Source organism: Curtobacterium herbarum, from assembly GCF_016907335.1.
In the GTDB taxonomy this organism is placed as follows: domain Bacteria; phylum Actinomycetota; class Actinomycetes; order Actinomycetales; family Microbacteriaceae; genus Curtobacterium; species Curtobacterium herbarum.
In genome coordinates this window covers 562,084-582,271 of record NZ_JAFBBT010000001.1, presented here as the reverse complement: position 1 = coordinate 582,271, position 20,188 = coordinate 562,084, and the positions used below count along the sequence as shown (strand labels likewise).

Here is a 20,188-nt window from a genome sequence, read left to right as displayed (position 1 = left end):
ACCCAACGGTGCGGCTTCATGTGGCCCAACGAAGGACCCATACGGCCCAACCCCCACCACAGGTGGGCATCCAACACGGACACCACCCACAGCAGGAAGCCTGGTCCCTCAGGACCCAACAACGTGCACCAGCCAACCCGCTCCCCACCGACCCGTTCCAACCCCCCAACACCGGCACAAGACCGACGACGAGGAACGTACTGAGACCGGAAGACGCGCTCCCGACTGCACTGTCAATGTTCCACCCATGAGCTACCCGTCGGACACGTTCGGTCCGAATCGGGCGCCTGGACCAGCCACTGACCCACCATCACGGTGAACAGCACTGACCAGATGCTCCTTAGAAAGGAGGTGATCCAGCCGCACCTTCCGGTACGGCTACCTTGTTACGACTTAGTCCTAATCACCGATCCCACCTTCGACGGCTCCTCCCACAAGGGTTAGGCCACCGGCTTCGGGTGTTACCGACTTTCATGACTTGACGGGCGGTGTGTACAAGGCCCGGGAACGTATTCACCGCAGCGTTGCTGATCTGCGATTACTAGCGACTCCGACTTCATGAGGTCGAGTTGCAGACCTCAATCCGAACTGAGACCGGCTTTTTGGGATTCGCTCCACCTTACGGTATCGCAGCCCTTTGTACCGGCCATTGTAGCATGCGTGAAGCCCAAGACATAAGGGGCATGATGATTTGACGTCATCCCCACCTTCCTCCGAGTTGACCCCGGCAGTCTCCTATGAGTCCCCGGCATAACCCGCTGGCAACATAGAACGAGGGTTGCGCTCGTTGCGGGACTTAACCCAACATCTCACGACACGAGCTGACGACAACCATGCACCACCTGTACACCGACCACAAGGGGGCGACCATCTCTGGCCGTTTCCGGTGTATGTCAAGCCTTGGTAAGGTTCTTCGCGTTGCATCGAATTAATCCGCATGCTCCGCCGCTTGTGCGGGCCCCCGTCAATTCCTTTGAGTTTTAGCCTTGCGGCCGTACTCCCCAGGCGGGGCGCTTAATGCGTTAGCTACGACACAGAAACCGTGGAAAGGTCCCTACATCTAGCGCCCAACGTTTACGGCATGGACTACCAGGGTATCTAATCCTGTTCGCTCCCCATGCTTTCGCTCCTCAGCGTCAGTTACGGCCCAGAGATCTGCCTTCGCCATCGGTGTTCCTCCTGATATCTGCGCATTCCACCGCTACACCAGGAATTCCAATCTCCCCTACCGCACTCTAGTCTGCCCGTACCCACTGCAAGCCCGAGGTTGAGCCTCGGGATTTCACAGCAGACGCGACAAACCGCCTACGAGCTCTTTACGCCCAATAATTCCGGACAACGCTTGCACCCTACGTATTACCGCGGCTGCTGGCACGTAGTTAGCCGGTGCTTTTTCTGCAGGTACCGTCAAGAACCGAAGCCCCCTTCTTCCCTACTAAAAGAGGTTTACAACCCGAAGGCCGTCATCCCTCACGCGGCGTTGCTGCATCAGGCTTTCGCCCATTGTGCAATATTCCCCACTGCTGCCTCCCGTAGGAGTCTGGGCCGTGTCTCAGTCCCAGTGTGGCCGGTCACCCTCTCAGGCCGGCTACCCGTCGTCGCCTTGGTGAGCCATTACCTCACCAACAAGCTGATAGGCCGCGAGTCCATCCCCAACCAAAAAATCTTTCCACCACCAGGCCATGCGACCAGTGATCATATCCAGTATTAGACGTCGTTTCCAACGCTTATCCCAGAGTCAGGGGCAGGTTACTCACGTGTTACTCACCCGTTCGCCACTAATCACAGGAGCAAGCTCCTGATCATCGTTCGACTTGCATGTGTTAAGCACGCCGCCAGCGTTCGTCCTGAGCCAGGATCAAACTCTCCGTAAAAAATTACAACCAACACCGAAGTGTCAGCGAGTTGATCTTGACTGTTGACTGTCTACTGACAATCTTCAATCCAAAAGGAATTGCTTCATGACCCAATCAACCAAAGCCGACCGGGCACGAGGTCAATAAAATTGGCATTGACAATGTGCACGCTGTTGAGTTCTCAAGGACCAGACGCACTCCCCACATCACACCACGAAGATGATCCGCCAGAGAGGCTGTCGTTCTCGAACCCACCGATGTCGTCGAACCCAGCCACACAACAGTGCAACCAGATCCAGTGGCTCATCCCGAAGGAGAGAACCGGTGGAGTAGTCATCCTAAGCGTCGAAGCGAACCAGCACAAGGCCAGATCCGAACTCCAGTTGAGGATGGTCCCACTTGAGGGCCGACGTGCTCTGGGCTTTCGCTCCAGCCGCTCCGCCGCACCTTTGGGGTGACGAGGGATTACTTTACGCAGCCCCCACCCCCGACCACCAACCCACCACACATCCCGGGCGTGTCGCACACTGCAACAGCCCGCGGCCGCTCCCCAGTCCGACAGCATCAGACCGGCTCTGGGCTCTGGGCTCTGGGCTCTGGGCTCTGGGCTCTGGGCTCTGGGCTCTGGGCTCTGGGCTCTGGGCTCTGGGCTCTGGGCTCTGGGCTCTGGGCTCTGGGCTCTGGGCTCTGGGCTCTGGGCTCTGGGCTCTGGGCTCTGGGCTCTGGGCTCTGGGCTCTGGGCTCTGGGCTCTGGGCTCTGGGCTCTGGGCTCTGGGCTCTGGGCTCTGGGCTCTGGGCTCTGGGCTCTGGGCTCTGGGCTCTGGGCTCTGGGCCAATCATCCCCCTCTCACCGACCGAGTGGAACCACATCTCCTTCCACCCACCGAGGTGGTGCGGCGCCCACATGTTTGCTTCCGCCTCACGAACCTTCTGGACCGCGACGCGCGTCGGTATTCGCTGAAGCCGGAGACCGCTCGAGCGGCCAAGAAGCTCGGGGCGACAGCCCGTCGGCCCGCCAACATTCCAGGCCCCCGGTCCGGTGACCACAAGGGACACCCCCGCAGGCAAGACTGCGCCGGTACCAGACGGCACACCGACGTCCGCGTTGCAAGAAAAGCAGCACCCCTAGGCGCCGCATCGATGGCCGCGAGGACTGGCTGGGCGGTCCGGCCGCCTCGAACGCCTCCCACGCACTCGCGGTCACGCAGTCGGAGGCAGTCATGCGTCACCCAGTCCTTTCGAGGCCACAAGATCCGGCATGTGACCCCACGTTGACAGCGACTCCTGACGAACGCTTCCACCAACGGAGGCGCCTCCACTTCCGGAACAGCATCAGACCGGCCTCGGCACACGACGCCGTTTGGCGCGTCCGCCGACACCCTCGACGACACCCATGTCCGCGAAGCCCACTGCAGCGCTATCGGGCGACCCGCAACGGAACGTGGCCAGCCCGAGCTCGTCATCGAGCTCGGCGACGACAAGCCCCCCGATCTGAGCTCCACGAGTTGCAACCCCTGACGTCGCGCTCGACTGACGGCAACAACGCGCGCATACCTCGCGAACGCCGGCGGACTTCCACGTCGCACGGTCCCGGCTCGCCCCCGCCTGTCCCGCTGTCGTCCTCGAGACGGCAAATGTGCGGGCGTCCACCCCGCGAGACACTGCGGATCTCGCCAACAAGCTCCTGTGGTGCGCGCTGCGTCGCCTTCCTCAACGGGCGACGACGAGGTACGTGACGAACAAGCTGGCGTAGTCCCGGCGGTCGGCACCCCACACACGGCTGCACGACGCAGAACTGCCGTGGGAATGCGAAAAGCCCCTGACTGGTGGAGCGTGATGCTCCACCCGTCAGGGGCTTTCCGTATGAAAAGAAGTCCGGCGGCGTCCTACTCTCCCACAAGGTCCCCCTTGCAGTACCATCGGCGCTGAGAGGCTTAGCTTCCGGGTTCGGAATGTGACCGGGCGTTTCCCTCTCGCTAAGACCACCGGAACACCATCGACCCGAATCCGGATCAAACAGGTTCCAGCCATCCCCCACCAACGGTCCGGTGCCACCAACCCCGCATGAAACGGGTTCGATGACACCCCACACAGGTGGGGTAGCTGAACTATTCAGTTTGATTCCCGATCGTCTGTCGGGAACCACAAAGTGGACGCGAGCCCCTGACCACAAGGGGTCAGGAAAAAAGTGTGTGTCAAGTCTTCGGCTTATTAGTACCGGTCAGCTCCACGGGTCGTTAGTCCCCGCTTCCACATCCGGCCTATCAACCCAGTAGTCTGCTGGGAGCCTCTCACACTCAAGGTGCATGGAAATCTCATCTCGAAGACGGCTTCCCGCTTAGATGCTTTCAGCGGTTATCCGGTCCGAACGTAGCTAATCAGCGGTGCCCTTGGCAGAACAACTGACACACCAGAGGTTCGTCCATCCCGGTCCTCTCGTACTAGGGATAGATCTTCTCAAATTTCCAACGCGCGCAGCGGATAGGGACCGAACTGTCTCACGACGTTCTAAACCCAGCTCGCGTACCGCTTTAATGGGCGAACAGCCCAACCCTTGGGACCTACTCCAGCCCCAGGATGCGACGAGCCGACATCGAGGTGCCAAACCATGCCGTCGATATGGACTCTTGGGCAAGATCAGCCTGTTATCCCCGAGGTACCTTTTATCCGTTGAGCGACAGCGCTTCCACAAGCCACTGCCGGATCACTAGTCCCGACTTTCGTCCCTGCTCGACCTGTCAGTCTCACAGTCAAGCTCCCTTGTGCACTTACACTCGCCACCTGATTGCCAACCAGGTTGAGGGAACCTTTGGGCGCCTCCGTTACTCTTTGGGAGGCAACCGCCCCAGTTAAACTACCCATCAGGCACTGTCCATGAACCCGATCAGGGTCCTACGTTAGACATCCAAAGTGACCAGAGTGGTATTTCAACAATGACTCCACGAACACTAGCGTGCCCGCTTCACAGTCTCCCACCTATCCTACACAAGCCACTCCGAACACCAATACCAAACTGTAGTAAAGGTCACGGGGTCTTTCCGTCCTGCTGCGCGTAACGAGCATCTTTACTCGTAGTGCAATTTCGCCGAGTTCGCGGTTGAGACAGCTGGGAAGTCGTTACGCCATTCGTGCAGGTCGGAACTTACCCGACAAGGAATTTCGCTACCTTAGGATGGTTATAGTTACCACCGCCGTTTACTGGGGCTTAAATTCAGAGCTTCGCCGTGAGGCTGACCCTTCCTCTTAACCTTCCAGCACCGGGCAGGCGTCAGTCCGTATACATCGTCTTGCGACTTCGCACGGACCTGTGTTTTTAGTAAACAGTCGCTTCCCACTGGTCTCTGCGGCCTTCAACGCTCACGGAGCAAAGTCCGGTCACGTATCCGGCCCCCCTTCTCCCGAAGTTACGGGGGCATTTTGCCGAGTTCCTTAACCACGATTATCTCGATCTCCTTGGTATTCTCTACCTGACCACCTGAGTCGGTTTCGGGTACGGGCGGCTGCAACCTCGCGTCGATGCTTTTCTCGGCAGCATAGGATCACTGAATTCCCCTTACGGGTACGCGTCGGGTCTCAGGCATACAGACGACGGATTTGCCTATCGTCAGCCCTACATCCTTACACCAGGTTCACCTTACGGATACCATCGCCTGGCTCAGCTACCTTCCTGCGTCACACCTGTTCATACGCTAACCGCACCAGCATGGGGTCGAGCGTTAGACCGGCCCGTCTCACCCCGAAGGGATCAACAAGTGCCGGGTTAGGACTCTTAGCACCACTGGATTAGCTTGGGCGGTTGTTCGCCGGTACGGGAATATCAACCCGTTGTCCATCGACTACGCCTGTCGGCCTCGCCTTAGGTCCCGACTTACCCAGGGCGGATTAACCTGGCCCTGGAACCCTTGGTCTTTCGGAGGACGGGTTTCTCACCCGTCTTTCGCTACTCATGCCTGCATTCTCACTCGTGTGGCGTCCACGGCTGGATCACTCCGCCGCTTCACTCGCCACACGACGCTCTCCTACCACTCCGCACGACTGAACCACGAAGGCTTGTCTAGTGTGCGAAATCTACAACTTCGGTGGTGTGCTTGAGCCCCGTTACATTGTCGGCGCGGAATCACTTGACCAGTGAGCTATTACGCACTCTTTCAAGGGTGGCTGCTTCTAAGCCAACCTCCTGGTTGTCTGTGCAACTCCACATCCTTTCCCACTTAGCACACGCTTAGGGACCTTAGTTGGTAGTCTGGGTTGTTTCCCTCTCGACGATGAAGCTTATCCCCCACCGTCTCACTGCTGCGCTCTCACTCACCGGCATTCGGAGTTTGGCTGACGTCAGTAACCTGTTGAGGCCCATCGGCCATCCAGTAGCTCTACCTCCGGCGAGAAACACGCAACGCTGCACCTAAATGCATTTCGGAGAGAACCAGCTATCACGAAGTTTGATTGGCCTTTCACCCCTATCCACAGCTCATCCCCTCCATTTTCAACTGAAGTGGGTTCGGTCCTCCACGACGTCTTACCGTCGCTTCAACCTGGCCATGGATAGATCACTTCGCTTCGGGTCTAGGACATGCGACTGAATCGCCCTATTCAGACTCGCTTTCGCTACGGCTACCCCACACGGGTTAACCTCGCCACATATCGCTAACTCGCAGGCTCATTCTTCAAAAGGCACGCCGTCACCCCTACAAAGGAGGCTCCGACGGTTTGTAAGCAAACGGTTTCAGGTACTATTTCACTCCCCTCCCGGGGTACTTTTCACCTTTCCCTCACGGTACTTGTCCGCTATCGGTCATCTGGGAGTATTTAGGCTTATCAGGTGGTCCTGACAGATTCACACGGGATTTCTCGGGCCCCGTGCTACTTGGGATACACATCCGGCCATAACACCATTTCGTCTACGGGGCTGGCACCCACTACGGCCCGGCTTTCAAACCGGTTCGACTATGATGCGCTGTAACCGCCCCAGTCCGGCAGAACTGAGTGACGTGTCCCACAACCCCGACCATGCAACGCCCGCCGGCTATCACACATGATCGGTTTAGCCTCATCCGTTTTCGCTCGCCACTACTCACGGAATCACATGTTGTTTTCTCTTCCTGTGGGTACTGAGATGTTTCACTTCCCCACGTTCCCTCTACCCGCCCTATATATTCAGGCGGGAGTCACCAGGTCACAAAAGCGCCTAGCGGGGTTTCCCCATTCGGAAATCCTCGGCTCACAGCTCGATTATCAGCTCCCCGAGGCTTATCGCAGATTTCTACGTCCTTCTTCGGCTCCAGATGCCAAGGCATCCACCGTTTGCTCTTAGAAACTTGACCACAAAGATTAAAATTGCGATCCAACGCCACGAACCACGCCAACCCGAAAGCTGACGATCATCGATGACGCGAATCTAAAGATGCTCGCGTCCACTGTGTAGTTCTCAACATACGATCGGCACCACACTCCCCCACACCCAACGGTGCGGCTTCATGTGGCCCAACGAAGGACCCATACGGCCCAACCCCCACCACAGGTGGGCATCCAACACGGACACCACCCACAGCAGGAAGCCTGGTCCCTCAGGACCCAACAACGTGCACCAGCCAACCCGCTCCCCACCGACCCGTTCCAACCCCCCAACACCGGCACAAGACCGACGACGAGGAACGTACTGAGACCGGAAGACGCGCTCCCGACTGCACTGTCAATGTTCCACCCATGAGCTACCCGTCGGACACGTTCGGTCCGAATCGGGCGCCTGGACCAGCCACTGACCCACCATCACGGTGAACAGCACTGACCAGATGCTCCTTAGAAAGGAGGTGATCCAGCCGCACCTTCCGGTACGGCTACCTTGTTACGACTTAGTCCTAATCACCGATCCCACCTTCGACGGCTCCTCCCACAAGGGTTAGGCCACCGGCTTCGGGTGTTACCGACTTTCATGACTTGACGGGCGGTGTGTACAAGGCCCGGGAACGTATTCACCGCAGCGTTGCTGATCTGCGATTACTAGCGACTCCGACTTCATGAGGTCGAGTTGCAGACCTCAATCCGAACTGAGACCGGCTTTTTGGGATTCGCTCCACCTTACGGTATCGCAGCCCTTTGTACCGGCCATTGTAGCATGCGTGAAGCCCAAGACATAAGGGGCATGATGATTTGACGTCATCCCCACCTTCCTCCGAGTTGACCCCGGCAGTCTCCTATGAGTCCCCGGCATAACCCGCTGGCAACATAGAACGAGGGTTGCGCTCGTTGCGGGACTTAACCCAACATCTCACGACACGAGCTGACGACAACCATGCACCACCTGTACACCGACCACAAGGGGGCGACCATCTCTGGCCGTTTCCGGTGTATGTCAAGCCTTGGTAAGGTTCTTCGCGTTGCATCGAATTAATCCGCATGCTCCGCCGCTTGTGCGGGCCCCCGTCAATTCCTTTGAGTTTTAGCCTTGCGGCCGTACTCCCCAGGCGGGGCGCTTAATGCGTTAGCTACGACACAGAAACCGTGGAAAGGTCCCTACATCTAGCGCCCAACGTTTACGGCATGGACTACCAGGGTATCTAATCCTGTTCGCTCCCCATGCTTTCGCTCCTCAGCGTCAGTTACGGCCCAGAGATCTGCCTTCGCCATCGGTGTTCCTCCTGATATCTGCGCATTCCACCGCTACACCAGGAATTCCAATCTCCCCTACCGCACTCTAGTCTGCCCGTACCCACTGCAAGCCCGAGGTTGAGCCTCGGGATTTCACAGCAGACGCGACAAACCGCCTACGAGCTCTTTACGCCCAATAATTCCGGACAACGCTTGCACCCTACGTATTACCGCGGCTGCTGGCACGTAGTTAGCCGGTGCTTTTTCTGCAGGTACCGTCAAGAACCGAAGCCCCCTTCTTCCCTACTAAAAGAGGTTTACAACCCGAAGGCCGTCATCCCTCACGCGGCGTTGCTGCATCAGGCTTTCGCCCATTGTGCAATATTCCCCACTGCTGCCTCCCGTAGGAGTCTGGGCCGTGTCTCAGTCCCAGTGTGGCCGGTCACCCTCTCAGGCCGGCTACCCGTCGTCGCCTTGGTGAGCCATTACCTCACCAACAAGCTGATAGGCCGCGAGTCCATCCCCAACCAAAAAATCTTTCCACCACCAGGCCATGCGACCAGTGATCATATCCAGTATTAGACGTCGTTTCCAACGCTTATCCCAGAGTCAGGGGCAGGTTACTCACGTGTTACTCACCCGTTCGCCACTAATCACAGGAGCAAGCTCCTGATCATCGTTCGACTTGCATGTGTTAAGCACGCCGCCAGCGTTCGTCCTGAGCCAGGATCAAACTCTCCGTAAAAAATTACAACCAACACCGAAGTGTCAGCGAGTTGATCTTGACTGTTGACTGTCTACTGACAATCTTCAATCCAAAAGGAATTGCTTCATGACCCAATCAACCAAAGCCGACCGGGCACGAGGTCAATAAAATTGGCATTGACAATGTGCACGCTGTTGAGTTCTCAAGGACCAGACGCACTCCCCACATCACACCACGAAGATGATCCGCCAGAGAGGCTGTCGTTCTCGAACCCACCGATGTCGTCGAACCCAGCCACACAACAGTGCAACCAGATCCAGTGGCTCATCCCGAAGGAGAGAACCGGTGGAGTAGTCATCCTAAGCGTCGAAGCGAACCAGCACAAGGCCAGATCCGAACTCCAGTGGAGGATGGTCCCACTTGAGGGCCGACGTGCTCTGGGCTTTCGCTCCAGCCGCTCCGCCGCACCTTTGGGGTGACGAGGGATTACTTTACGCAGCCCCCACCCCGACCACCAACCCACCCCACATCCCGGGCGTGTCGCACACTGCAACAGCGTGGCAACAGCCCGGGATGCGGATGGGTGCGTCAGGACACCGTCACTCCGGCGAGGGTCTTCTTGCCCCGACGGAGCACGAGCACCCCGGCCGGCAGTGCGAGGGACGCCACCGTCGTCGCCGGGTCCTCGGCTCGCTCGTTGTTCACGTAGACCCCACCCTGGGTGATCGCGCGCCGCGCTTCACCGAGGGACTTCACGAGTTCCGTCTCGACGAGGGCACGCGCCAGGTCCGCCGTCCCCTCGATGGTGACGGAGCCGGGCAGCTCGGCGATCGCCGACCGCAGGGTCTCGTCGTCCAGTGCGCCGAGGTCACCGTTGCCGAACAAGGCTGCCGACGCGTCGATCGTCGCCTGTGTCGCGTCGGAGCCGTGGACCAGGGTGGTGACCTCCGTCGCCAGGGTGCGCTGGGCCTCCCGGCGGAACGGTTCGTCGGCCACCGCCTGCTCGAGCCGCTCGATCTCGGCACGGGACAGGAACGTGAACTCGCGCAGGCGTGCGATGACGTCGGCGTCCGAGGTGTTGAGCCAGAACTGGAAGAACGCGTACGGCGACGTCATCGTGGCGTCGAGCCACACCGCGTTGCCCTCGCTCTTGCCGAACTTCGTGCCGTCGGAGTTCGTGATGAGGGGCGTCCCGACCGCGTGGGCGGCCACACCCTCGGTGCGCCGGATCAGCTCCGTCCCCGAGGTCAGGTTCCCCCACTGGTCCGAACCACCGGTCTGCAGCGTGCACCCGTACTGGCGGTACAGCTCACGGAAGTCCAGTCCCTGCAGGATCTGGTAGCTGAACTCCGTGTAGCTGATGCCGGCATCCGAGTTCAGGCGTGCGGCGACGGCGTCCTTCTTGAGCATCGAGTTGACGCGGAAGTACTTGCCGATGTCGCGCAGGAAGTCGATCGCGGAGAGCGGCGCCGTCCAGTCGAGGTTGTTCACCAGCCGGACCCCGTTCTCGCCGTCCGGGCTGAGGAAACGGGACACCTGGGTCTGCAGACGGCCGACCCACTCGGTGACGGTCTCCGGGGTGTTCAAGGTCCGCTCGGCCGTCGGGCGCGGGTCGCCGATCAGCCCGGTCGACCCGCCGACGAGCGCGAGCGGCTTGTGGCCGGCGAGCTGCAACCGGCGCATGGTGAGGAGCTGCAGCAGGTTGCCGCAGTGCAGCGACGGAGCCGTCGGGTCGAAGCCGCAGTAGTAGGTGACCGGGCCGGCGTCGAGGGCCTCTTTGAGTGCGGTCTCGTCGGTCGAGACGTGCACCAGACCACGCCAGCGCAGTTCGTCCCACACCGAGGCGAAGGTGGGGTCGTTCTGCTGGCGCGTCAGGACATCGGGAGCGGTATCACTGGACACCCGGCCATCGTAGCGGCGCGGCGGCGCACGCTTCAGCCCACGGCACCCTTGTGCCGGCGGTACGGGGAGACGGTCGGGTCGCCGCGCAGCCAGAACCGCCACGGGAAGGAGGCGCCACCGGCGATCCCGCCGACTCCCGTCCGGGGTCCGCGCGCGATCGAGCCGTCGGCCAGCAGGCCGTCGACGACCGCAGCCGGTGTCGCGGAGGCGAGTCGGGCCTCCAGTCCGGGCGCCAGGGTGAGCCGGTACGGACCGGAACCGTCGAGGAGCGAGGAGCCGTCGTCCTCGCCGAGGACCGCGCCGAGCGCGACACCGAGGTTGCCCGGTCCGCGCGCGAGGGCGACGTCGGCGACGGACGGACCACGCCGTCGCCGTGCCGTCTCGATGCCGTCGACGACCTCGGCCCCGCGGAGCAGGGACCCCGACGAGGCACCCTCGGGTCCGCTCACGACGTTGACGCAGGTGTGGATGCCGTACGAGCGGTACGCGTACAGGGTGCCGGGTGCGCCGAACAGGTGCCGGTTCCGCGGCGTCATCCCGCGGTGTCCGTGCGATCCCGGGTCGGTGGATCCGGAGTAGGCCTCGACCTCGGTGATGCGGAGCGTGACGTCCTTGCCGGTGAGCGTCGCACCGAGCAGGGCCGGCGCGGAGACCGAGGCCGGCTCCGCCAGCAGGGCGAGCAGCGCGGCAGCCGCCGCGCGACTCATCGGGACACCGCCCGGCTCATCGGGCCACCGCCCGGCTCATCGGGCCGCCGCCTGGCTCATCCGGCCACCGTCCGGCTCATCAGGCGAAGGGCGTCCCCGCGGCGATCTCGGCCACGGACCGCGTCACGGCGGCGAGCTGCTCGGCGACCCGCTCCGGAGCCGTGCCGCCCACGCCACGACGCGACGCGACGCTGCCCTCGATGGTGAGCACGGCGCGGACGTCCGGCGTCAGGTGCGGGGAGACGGACGCGTACTGCTCGTCCGTCGGGTCATCGAGGTCGATCCCGCGCTCTTCGCAGAACCGGACCAGCGCACCGGACACCTCGTGCGCGTCACGGAACGGGACACCCTGCCGGACCAGCCACTCGGCGACGTCCGTCGCGAGCGAGAAGCCCTGCGGGGCCAGCTCCGCCATGCGAGCCGTGTCGAACGACAGCGTCGCGACCATGCCGGTGACGGCGGGCAGCAGGACCTCGAGCTGGGCGACCGAGTCGAACACCGGCTCCTTGTCCTCCTGCAGGTCGCGGTTGTACGCGAGCGGCAGCCCCTTCAGCGTCGCGAGCAGGCCCGTGAGGTTGCCGATCAGCCGGCCCGACTTGCCGCGCGCCAGTTCGGCGATGTCCGGGTTCTTCTTCTGCGGCATGATGCTCGACCCGGTCGAGAAGGCATCGTGGAGCCGGACGAAACCGAACTCCTTCGTGTTCCAGAGGATGATCTCCTCGGCCAGACGCGAGAGGTCGATGCCGATCTGCGCCAGGACGAAGGCGAACTCCGCCACGACGTCGCGGGCGGCCGTCGCGTCGATCGAGTTGTCGGCCGGCCGGGCGAAGCCCAGCTCGTGCGCGATCGCCGTCGGGTCGAGGCCCAGGGAGCTCCCCGCGAGCGCGCCGGCTCCGTAGGGGCTCACGCTCGCGCGGCCGGCCCAGTCGCGGAGGCGCTCGAGGTCGCGGACGAGGGGCCACGCGTGCGCGAGCAGGTGGTGCGCGAGCAGGACCGGCTGCGCGTGCTGCAGGTGCGTCCGCCCCGGCATGATCGCGCCCTCGTGCTCGGACGCCTGCTGGCTGATCGCGTCGACGAGGTCGATCACCATCCGCCCGATCCGGCGGCCGTGGTCGAGCATGTGCATGCGGCCGAGGGTCGCGATCTGGTCGTTGCGGCTGCGGCCGGCGCGGAGCTTCCCACCGAGTTCCGGCCCGACGTCGGCGATGAGCAGCCGCTCCAGGGCTCCGTGCACGTCCTCGTCGGAGTCGGCCGGCTGCAGGGAGCCGTCGAGGAACGACTCCTCGAGGCGGTCCAGCCCGGCGAGCATCCGGTCGAGTTCGTCGGCCGTCAGGTAGCCAGCCGTCTGCAGTGCGCGGGCGTGCGCGCGGGACCCGGCGAGGTCGTACGGCGCCAGCTGCCAGTCGAAGTGGGTCGACTTCGACAGCGCGGCGAGCTCGGCGCTCGGACCGTCGGCGAAACGGCCACCCCAGAGGGCACCCGTGTTCGTCGCGTCGGTCTTGCTGCTGGCTTCTTCCGGCCGGGAGGCCCGGGGCACGTCCGTCATGTCGTCCTGCGTCGTCAGAGGTGGCTGGGTGGTGCCGGACGGACCGGGGCGATGCGCCCCGGCCCGTCCGACCGGGTGGTGCTGGTGCTGGTGCTGCGCTTCGGCTAGTTCGCGAGGTCGCGGCGTGCCGAGATCTTGCTCGGCAGCGACCACAGCTCGATGAAGCCCTTGGACAGCGACTGGTCGAACGTGTCGCCGGTGTCGTACGTGGCGAGGTCGAAGTCGTAGAGGCTCTGCTCCGAACGACGGCCCGTCACCGTGGCACGACCACCGTGCAGCTGCATGCGGATGTCGCCGGAGACGTACTCCTGCGTGGAGTCGATGAAGGCGTCGAGGCTGCGCTTGAGCCCACCGAACCAGAGCCCGTCGTAGACCAGGTCAGCCCACTCCGACTCGACACCGCGCTTGTACCGGTTCACGTCACGCTCGAGGGTCAGGCTCTCGAGCTCCTCGTGCGCGGCGATGAGCGCCATCGCGGCCGGGGCCTCGTAGACCTCGCGCGACTTGATGCCGACGAGACGGTCCTCCACGACGTCGATGCGGCCGACGCCGTGCTTGCCGGCGAGGGCGTTGAGCTCCTGCACGATGCGCAGGACGCTGAAGCGCTGGCCGTCGATCGCGACCGGCACACCCTGCTCGAAGGTGATGGTGACCTCGTCGGCCTCGCGGTCGATCGAGGGGTCCTGCGTGTAGGCGTACAGGTCCTCGATCGGCGGGTTCCACGGGTCCTCGAGGAAGCCGGTCTCCACCGCACGACCCCAGACGTTCTGGTCGATCGAGTACGGCGACTTCTTGCTCTGCAGGATCGGCAGGTCGTGCTCCTGCGCGTAGATGATCGCCTTGTCGCGGGTGAGCGCGAGGTCACGGACCGGTGCGACGCTCGTCAGGTCCGGGGCGATCGCGGCGACGGCGGCCTCGAAGCGGACCTGGTCGTTGCCCTTGCCGGTGCAGCCGTGCGCGACGCTGTCGGCGCCGAGCTGCTTCGCCGTCAGGGCGAGGTGCTTCGCGATGAGCGGACGGCTCAGCGCGGAGACGAGCGGGTACCGCTTCTGGTACAGCGCGTTCGCCTTGAGGGCGGGGACGAGGTAGTCGTCCGCGAACTCGTCCTTGGCGTCGATGACGACGGACTCCACCGCACCGCAGTCGAGCGCGCGCTGGCGGATGGCGTCCATGTCCTCGCCGCCCTGCCCGACGTCCACCGCGAGGGCGACGACCTCTTTCCCGGTGGCGTCCTTGAGCCAGCCGATGCCGACGGAGGTGTCGAGGCCACCTGAGTAGGCCAGTACGACGCGGTCTGCCATGTGATGTCTCCTAGGGGTGTTGGGATCAGTTGTTCGCGGCGAGGAGCCAGGCGAGCAGGGCCTTCTGGGCGTGCAGGCGGTTCTCCGCCTCGTCCCAGATGATGCTGCGGGGGCCGTCGATGACCTCGGCCGTGACCTCGTAGCCGCGATCGGCGGGCAGGCAGTGCATGAACACCGCGTCGTCGGCGGCGTGCGCGAGCAGCTCGTCGTCGACGCGGTAGCCGTGGAAGACCTCGAGACGCTGCTGCTTCTCCTCTTCCTTGCCCATCGAGACCCAGGTGTCGGTCACGACGACGTCGGCCCCGGCGACCGCGGCCACCGGGTCGGTCACGACGAGTACCGAACCGCCGGTCTCGGCCGCGCGGACCTCGGCGTCGGTGACGACCTGGGCGGCCGGCGCGAACTCGGCGGGAGCTGCGACGCGGACGTGCATGCCGGCCGTGGCGCAGGCGAGCAGGTACGAGTGCGCCATGTTGCTGGCGCCGTCGCCCACGAAGGCGATGGTCTGGCCGGCGAGTGCGCCACGGTGCTCACGGATGGTGAGCAGGTCGGCGAGCAGCTGGCACGGGTGGAAGTCGTCGGACAGCGCGTTGACCACGGGCACCGTGGTGCTCGCCGCCATCTCCTCGAGCCCGGCCTGGCCGTAGGTGCGCCAGACGATCGCCGACACCATGCGCTCGAGCACGCGGGCGGTGTCGGTCGGGGTCTCCTTGCCGCCGAGCTGGCTGTTGGCGGTGGAGATGATCAGCGGGCTGCCGCCGAGGTCGCTGATGCCGACGTGGAAGGACACCCGCGTGCGGGTCGACGACTTGTCGAAGATCACGGCGACGCTCTGCGGACCGGCGAGCGGCTTGGCACCCCAGCGGTCGCGCTTCATCTCGACCGCGAGGTCGAGGACGGCGGACTGCTCCGCCTGGGTCAGGTCGTCGTCCCGGAGGAAGTGGCGGGTCATGCGGTGGTCTCCTGGTCGGCGCCCGCGACGGCCGCCATGCTCTGGGCGAGGATCGCGAGGAACTCGTCGATCTCGTCGTCGGACACGATGAGCGGCGGCGCGATGCGCAGGCTCGACTCGTTCGGGGCGTTGATGATGAGGCCGCGGTCGAGTGCGGCGGCGGACACGGCTGCCGCGACGGGCAGACGGAGTCCGACGCCGACGAGCAGGCCGCTGCCGCGCACCTCTTCCACCAGGTCGGAGCCGAGCGCGGCGATGCCCGCACGGATCCGCTGCCCCTTGACGACGGCGTTCTCGACGAGCCCGGCCCGTTCGATCTCGGCCAGGACCGCGTTCGCGACCCGGGTGCCGAGCGGGTTGCCGCCGAAGGTCGAACCGTGCTGTCCGGCCGAGAACAGGTCGGACGCCGCACCGAAGGTCACGAGCGCGCCGATCGGGAACCCGCCGGCGATGCCCTTCGCCACCGTGATGGCGTCCGGGGTCACGCCGGTGTTCTGGAACGCGAACCACGACCCGGTCCGGCCGATGCCGGTCTGGATCTCGTCGAGGATCAGCAGGGCGCCGTGTTGCTCGGTCAGGGTCCGAGCGGCCTGCAGGAAGCCCTCGGGCAGGTCGACCACGCCGGCCTCGCCCTTGATCGGCTCGAGGATGAGCGCCGCGACGGTGTCGTCGATCGAGCGCTCGAGGGCCTCGATCGAGGTCTCGATGTGCTCGACGCCCGGGATCATCGGCAGGAAGTCCTCCTGCAGGGCGGGCTTGCCGGTGAGGGCGAGCGCGCCCATCGTCCGGCCGTGGAACGCCTGCTGCAGCGCGAGGATGCGGGTCTTGCGACCGTCGGCCCCGCGGTTCAGGCGCGCGAGCTTGAAGGCGGCCTCGTTCGCCTCGGCTCCGGAGTTGCCGAAGTACACGCGGCCGGCCTCCCCCGCACCGGAGATGCGCTTGAGGCGCTCGGCGAGCTCGAGCTGCGGCGGGGTGGCGAAGTAGTTCGACACGTGCACGAGCTTCGCGGCCTGGTCGCTGATCGCCTCGACCAGCGCCGGGTGGGCGTGGCCGAGCGAGTTCACGGCGATGCCGGCCAGGAAGTCGAGGTACTCGTTGCCGTCGACGTCCCAGACGCGGCAGCCCTGGCCTCGCTCGAGCATGATCTTCGGCGGGGTCAGGGATCGCATGAGCGACGCCCCGAACCGGTCGTTCCAGGTCTCGGTCTGCGTCTCGGTGCTCACCGTGGTGTGCCCTTCTCGTCGTGGTGCGGGATGGTGTGGTGCGGGGTCGCGTGCTCGCCGGCGGCGCGACGGCCGATCTCGGCGTGCGTGTTCTGGTTCTCGGTCCGACGGCTGGGGTCCGGGATCACCTCCGTGCCCGCACCCCGCAGGGTGAAGACCTCGAGCAGGATCGAGTGCGGGATGCGACCGTCGATGATGGTCGCGCCGCCGACCCCGCCGACCACGGCGTCCAGGCACGCGGTCATCTTCGGGATCATCCCCGACTCGAGCGAGGGCAGCAGCTGCCGCAGTTCCTCGACCGCGATGAGGTCGATGATCGAGTCGCGGTCGGGCCAGTTGCGGTACAGCCCGGGGACGTCGGTCAGCATCATCAGCTTGGACGCGTTCAGGGCGATCGCCAGTGCGGCCGCAGCGGCGTCGGCGTTCACGTTGAGCGCCTGGTCCGGGTGCGCGTCGTCGATCGCGATGCTCGACACCACCGGGATGCGGTCGGCACGGATCGCTGCGAGGACCCCGGACGGGTCGACGTGCGTGATGTCGCCGACGTGGCCGAGGTCGAAGTGCTCGCCGTCCACGACGACGCCCTTCTTCTCGCCGGTGAACAGCGACCCGCCGTCACCGAACACGCCGACGCCCAGGCCCGGCCCGTGCTCGTCGATGAGGTCCACGATCTCGCGGTTCACCTCACCGGCCAGCACGTCACGGACGACCGTGATCGCCTCGGTGGTCGTCACGCGGTAGCCGCCGCGGAACTCGGACTCGATGCCCTGTTCCTTCAGTGCCGCCGAGATCTGCGGTCCGCCGCCGTGCACGACGACGGGGTGCAGACCGGCGTACCGGAGGTAGACCATGTCCTCGGCGAACGCCCGCTTGAGGTCGTCGTTCACCATCGCGTTGCCGCCGAACTTGACGACGACGATCTTGCCCGAGAACCGCTTCAGCCACGGCAGGGACTCGATGAGGGTCGCGGCCTTGACGGTCGCGAGCTCGTGCTCTTCTTCCTTCGAGAGGTCCGGATCGCTCATCAGCTGGAGTACGCGCTGTTCTCGTGGACGTAGTCGTGCGTCAGGTCGTTCGTCAGGATCGTGGCCGCGTACGGTCCGACACCGAGGTCGATGAGCACGTGGGTGTCCCTGGGGGTGAGGTCGACGCTGTCGCTCGGCTGGTCCGGGGCGCCGGCGTGGCAGACGCGGATCCCGTTCATCGAGACGTCGACCGCGTACGGGTCGAACTCCGCGTCGGTCGTCCCGATCGCGGCGAGGACGCGGCCCCAGTTGGGGTCGTTGCCGAAGACGGCGGCCTTGAAGAGGTTGTTCCGCGCGACGCTCCGGCCGACCGTGACCGCGTCGTCCTCGCTCACGGCGCCGATCACCTCGATCGCGATGTCGTGCGCGGCACCCTCGGCGTCCTGCTGGAGCTGGCGGGCGAGGTCGGCACAGACGGCGGTCAGGGCCTCCTGGAAGTCACCGACCTCGGGCGTCGTGTCGGACGCGCCGGAGGACATCAGCACGACGGTGTCGTTCGTCGACATGCAGCCGTCCGAGTCGACACGGTCGAAGGTGACCCGGGTCGCGGCGCGCAGTGCCTGGTCGAGTTCGTCCGAGGTCAGCGCCGCGTCGGTCGTGATGACGACGAGCATCGTCGCCAGCCCCGGTGCGAGCATGCCCGCGCCCTTCGCCATGCCGCCGACCGTCCAGCCGTCGACGGTCACGACGGACTGCTTCGGCTTCGTGTCGGTCGTCATGATCGCGGTCGCTGCGGCCGCTCCCCCGTCGTCGGTGAGGGCGTCGGCGGCGAGCGTCACCCCGCGGAGCACACCGTCGCGGAAGGTCTGGTCGCCCCGCCCGATCAGGCCGGTGGAGCAGACGACCACGTCGCCGGCGCCGATCCCGAGGGCGTCGCCGACCGCTTCGGCGGTGAGGTGCGTGGTCTGGAAGCCGAACGCTCCCGTGAAGCAGTTCGCGCCTCCCGAGTTGAGCAGGACGGCCCGCGCCACCCCGTCCCCCACGACCTGGCGGGACCAGATCACCGGGTGCGCCTGCGCGCGGTTCGAGGTGAAGACGGCGGCCACCGCGTCGGACGGACCGTCGTTGACGACCAGCGCCACGTCCGGCTTGCCGCTGGTCTTGAGGCCGGCGGTGACGCCGGCGGCGCGGAAGCCCCGAGCGGCGGTGACGCCCTGCAGCGCCCCCTGGGCGGACGGGAGGCCCGTGGTCGCGTCGTCCGCGCCGGTGCCGTCGATGCTGTCGGTCACGGGGCGACTCCGTCCACGCTGAGGCCGAGGGTCTCGGGGAACCCGAGCGCGATGTTCGCGGACTGCACGGCTGCGCCGCCGGTCCCCTTGGCGAGGTTGTCGAGCGCGGTCACGGCGACGACCCGACCGGCCGCTTCGTCGACCGCGATGCCGACCAGGGCGGTGTTGGCGCCGATCGTGTCGGCGACCCGCGGGAAGACACCCTCGGGCAGCAGGTGCACGAACGGTTCGTCGGCGTACGCCTGCTCCCACGCGAAGCGGACGTCGTGGGCGGTGACCCCGGGCGCCAAACGCGCGGTGGTCGTCGCGAGGATGCCGCGGGACATCGGCACGAGTACGGGGGTGAAGGAGATGCGCACGTCCGATGCCCCGGCAGCGCGGAGGTTCTGCTGGATCTCCGGCACGTGCCGGTGCGAGCCACCGACGGCGTACGCGCTGGCGGAGCCCATGATCTCGGCAGCCAGGTAGGTCGACTCGAGCTTCTTGCCGGCACCGCTCGGGCCGACGCTCAGCACGGCGACGATGTCGTCGGACTCGACGAGGCCCGCCTGGACACCGGGCTGGATGCCGAGCGTGACCGCGGTGACGTTGCAGCCGGGGACGGCGATGCGCTTCGTCGCCGCCAGCTCGGTGCGCTGTCGGCCCTGGGCGACGATGTCGTCGACGTCCCGCCACTCGTCCGCCGCACCGGGTGTGGGCGGCGCGTGCAGGAGTTCCGGCAGACCGTAGGTCCAGGCGCCGTAGAACTCGCCGCCGTAGAAGGTCGCCCAGGCGTTCTCGTCGGTCAGGCGGTGGTCCGCGCCGCAGTCCACCACGAGGGTGTCCGCGTCGAGCTCGGCGGTGATGGCGCCGGACTGCCCGTGCGGCAGCGCGAGGAACACCACGTCGTGCCCGCGGAGGTTCTCGGCTGTCGTCGCCACCAGCGTCAGGTGTGCGAGCGAGCGCAGGTGCGGCTGCGTCGCGATGAGCGGCTGTCCGGCGTTCGAGAACGCCGTCACCGTCCTGACGTCGAACTCGGGGTGAGCGGAGAGGATGCGCAACAACTCGCCACCCGCGTAGCCGCTGGCTCCCGCCACGGCGACGGATACGGACATGGGTTCCACCTTTGGTCGGACTGGTCGTCGAGAGGTTCGGAGGCGGCGACCCCGGGCGGTGA

General features: G+C 64.7%; 9 protein-coding genes and 4 rRNA genes. All 13 read right to left on the bottom strand.

Annotation, left to right across the window (positions count from 1 at the left end; translation table 11 throughout):
- Positions 1–344: 344 nt before the first annotated feature.
- The 13 genes from JOD51_RS02855 to JOD51_RS02795 all read right to left on the bottom strand — a co-directional run bounded on the left by JOD51_RS02855 (position 345) and on the right by JOD51_RS02795 (position 20,126).
- A 16S ribosomal RNA gene (locus JOD51_RS02855) occupies positions 345–1,874 on the bottom strand.
- Between the two features lie 1,855 nt (positions 1,875–3,729).
- Positions 3,730–3,846 (bottom strand): 5S ribosomal RNA (rrf, locus tag JOD51_RS02850).
- A gap of 201 nt (positions 3,847–4,047) precedes the next feature.
- Positions 4,048–7,177, bottom strand: a 23S ribosomal RNA gene (locus JOD51_RS02845).
- A gap of 479 nt (positions 7,178–7,656) precedes the next feature.
- A 16S ribosomal RNA gene (locus JOD51_RS02840) occupies positions 7,657–9,186 on the bottom strand.
- Together the 16S, 23S and 5S rRNA genes form the textbook arrangement of a ribosomal RNA operon.
- Positions 9,187–9,735: 549 nt before the next feature.
- A complete protein-coding gene (tyrS, locus tag JOD51_RS02835; protein ID WP_204606949.1) occupies positions 9,736–11,049 on the bottom strand; it encodes a tyrosine--tRNA ligase in 1,314 nt (437 codons plus the stop codon).
- 32 nt (positions 11,050–11,081) lie between these two features.
- Positions 11,082–11,756 (bottom strand): DNA-3-methyladenine glycosylase, encoded by a 675-nt coding sequence (locus JOD51_RS02830; RefSeq protein ID WP_204606948.1) that lies wholly within the window; start codon positions 11,754–11,756, stop codon positions 11,082–11,084.
- 79 nt (positions 11,757–11,835) lie between these two features.
- On the bottom strand, positions 11,836–13,302 hold the full coding sequence (gene argH / locus JOD51_RS02825) for an argininosuccinate lyase (protein ID WP_239539753.1): 1,467 nt from the start codon (positions 13,300–13,302) through the stop codon (positions 11,836–11,838).
- Between the two features lie 104 nt (positions 13,303–13,406).
- Positions 13,407–14,603, bottom strand: coding sequence for an argininosuccinate synthase (locus JOD51_RS02820; RefSeq protein WP_204606947.1), 1,197 nt, complete (start codon positions 14,601–14,603; stop codon positions 13,407–13,409).
- A 25-nt stretch (positions 14,604–14,628) separates the two neighbouring features.
- Positions 14,629–15,555: an ornithine carbamoyltransferase gene (gene argF / locus JOD51_RS02815; RefSeq protein ID WP_204606946.1), complete on the bottom strand. Its 927-nt coding sequence runs from the start codon at positions 15,553–15,555 to the stop codon at positions 14,629–14,631.
- Positions 15,552–16,778, bottom strand: a complete 1,227-nt coding sequence (locus tag JOD51_RS02810) for an acetylornithine transaminase (RefSeq protein WP_204606945.1) — start codon at positions 16,776–16,778, stop codon at positions 15,552–15,554. The genes argF and JOD51_RS02810 overlap by 4 nt, the downstream gene beginning before the upstream one ends.
- Positions 16,775–17,803 (bottom strand): acetylglutamate kinase, encoded by a 1,029-nt coding sequence (gene argB / locus JOD51_RS02805; protein ID WP_239539752.1) that lies wholly within the window; start codon positions 17,801–17,803, stop codon positions 16,775–16,777. The genes JOD51_RS02810 and argB overlap by 4 nt, the downstream gene beginning before the upstream one ends.
- Entirely contained in the window at positions 17,803–18,963 is a 1,161-nt protein-coding gene (argJ, locus tag JOD51_RS02800; RefSeq protein WP_204610717.1) for a bifunctional glutamate N-acetyltransferase/amino-acid acetyltransferase ArgJ, read from the bottom strand. The genes argB and argJ overlap by 1 nt, the downstream gene beginning before the upstream one ends.
- A gap of 65 nt (positions 18,964–19,028) precedes the next feature.
- Positions 19,029–20,126 carry an N-acetyl-gamma-glutamyl-phosphate reductase gene (locus JOD51_RS02795; RefSeq protein WP_204606944.1) on the bottom strand — a complete coding sequence of 366 codons (1,098 nt, stop codon included), beginning with the start codon at positions 20,124–20,126 and terminating at the stop codon, positions 19,029–19,031.
- Between the last annotated feature and the right edge of the window lie 62 nt (positions 20,127–20,188).

Excerpts from the sequence above, each read along its gene's own strand:
- argH (WP_239539753.1), bottom strand. The coding sequence starts at position 13,302 with ATGACGGACGTGCCCCGGGCCTCCCGGCCGGAAGAAGCCAGCAGCAAG.
- argB (WP_239539752.1), bottom strand. The coding sequence starts at position 17,803 with ATGAGCGATCCGGACCTCTCGAAGGAAGAAGAGCACGAGCTCGCGACC.
- JOD51_RS02820 (WP_204606947.1), bottom strand. The coding sequence starts at position 14,603 with ATGGCAGACCGCGTCGTACTGGCCTACTCAGGTGGCCTCGACACCTCC.
- JOD51_RS02795 (WP_204606944.1), bottom strand. The coding sequence starts at position 20,126 with ATGTCCGTATCCGTCGCCGTGGCGGGAGCCAGCGGCTACGCGGGTGGC.
- argF (WP_204606946.1), bottom strand. The coding sequence starts at position 15,555 with ATGACCCGCCACTTCCTCCGGGACGACGACCTGACCCAGGCGGAGCAG.
- JOD51_RS02830 (WP_204606948.1), bottom strand. The coding sequence starts at position 11,756 with ATGAGTCGCGCGGCGGCTGCCGCGCTGCTCGCCCTGCTGGCGGAGCCG.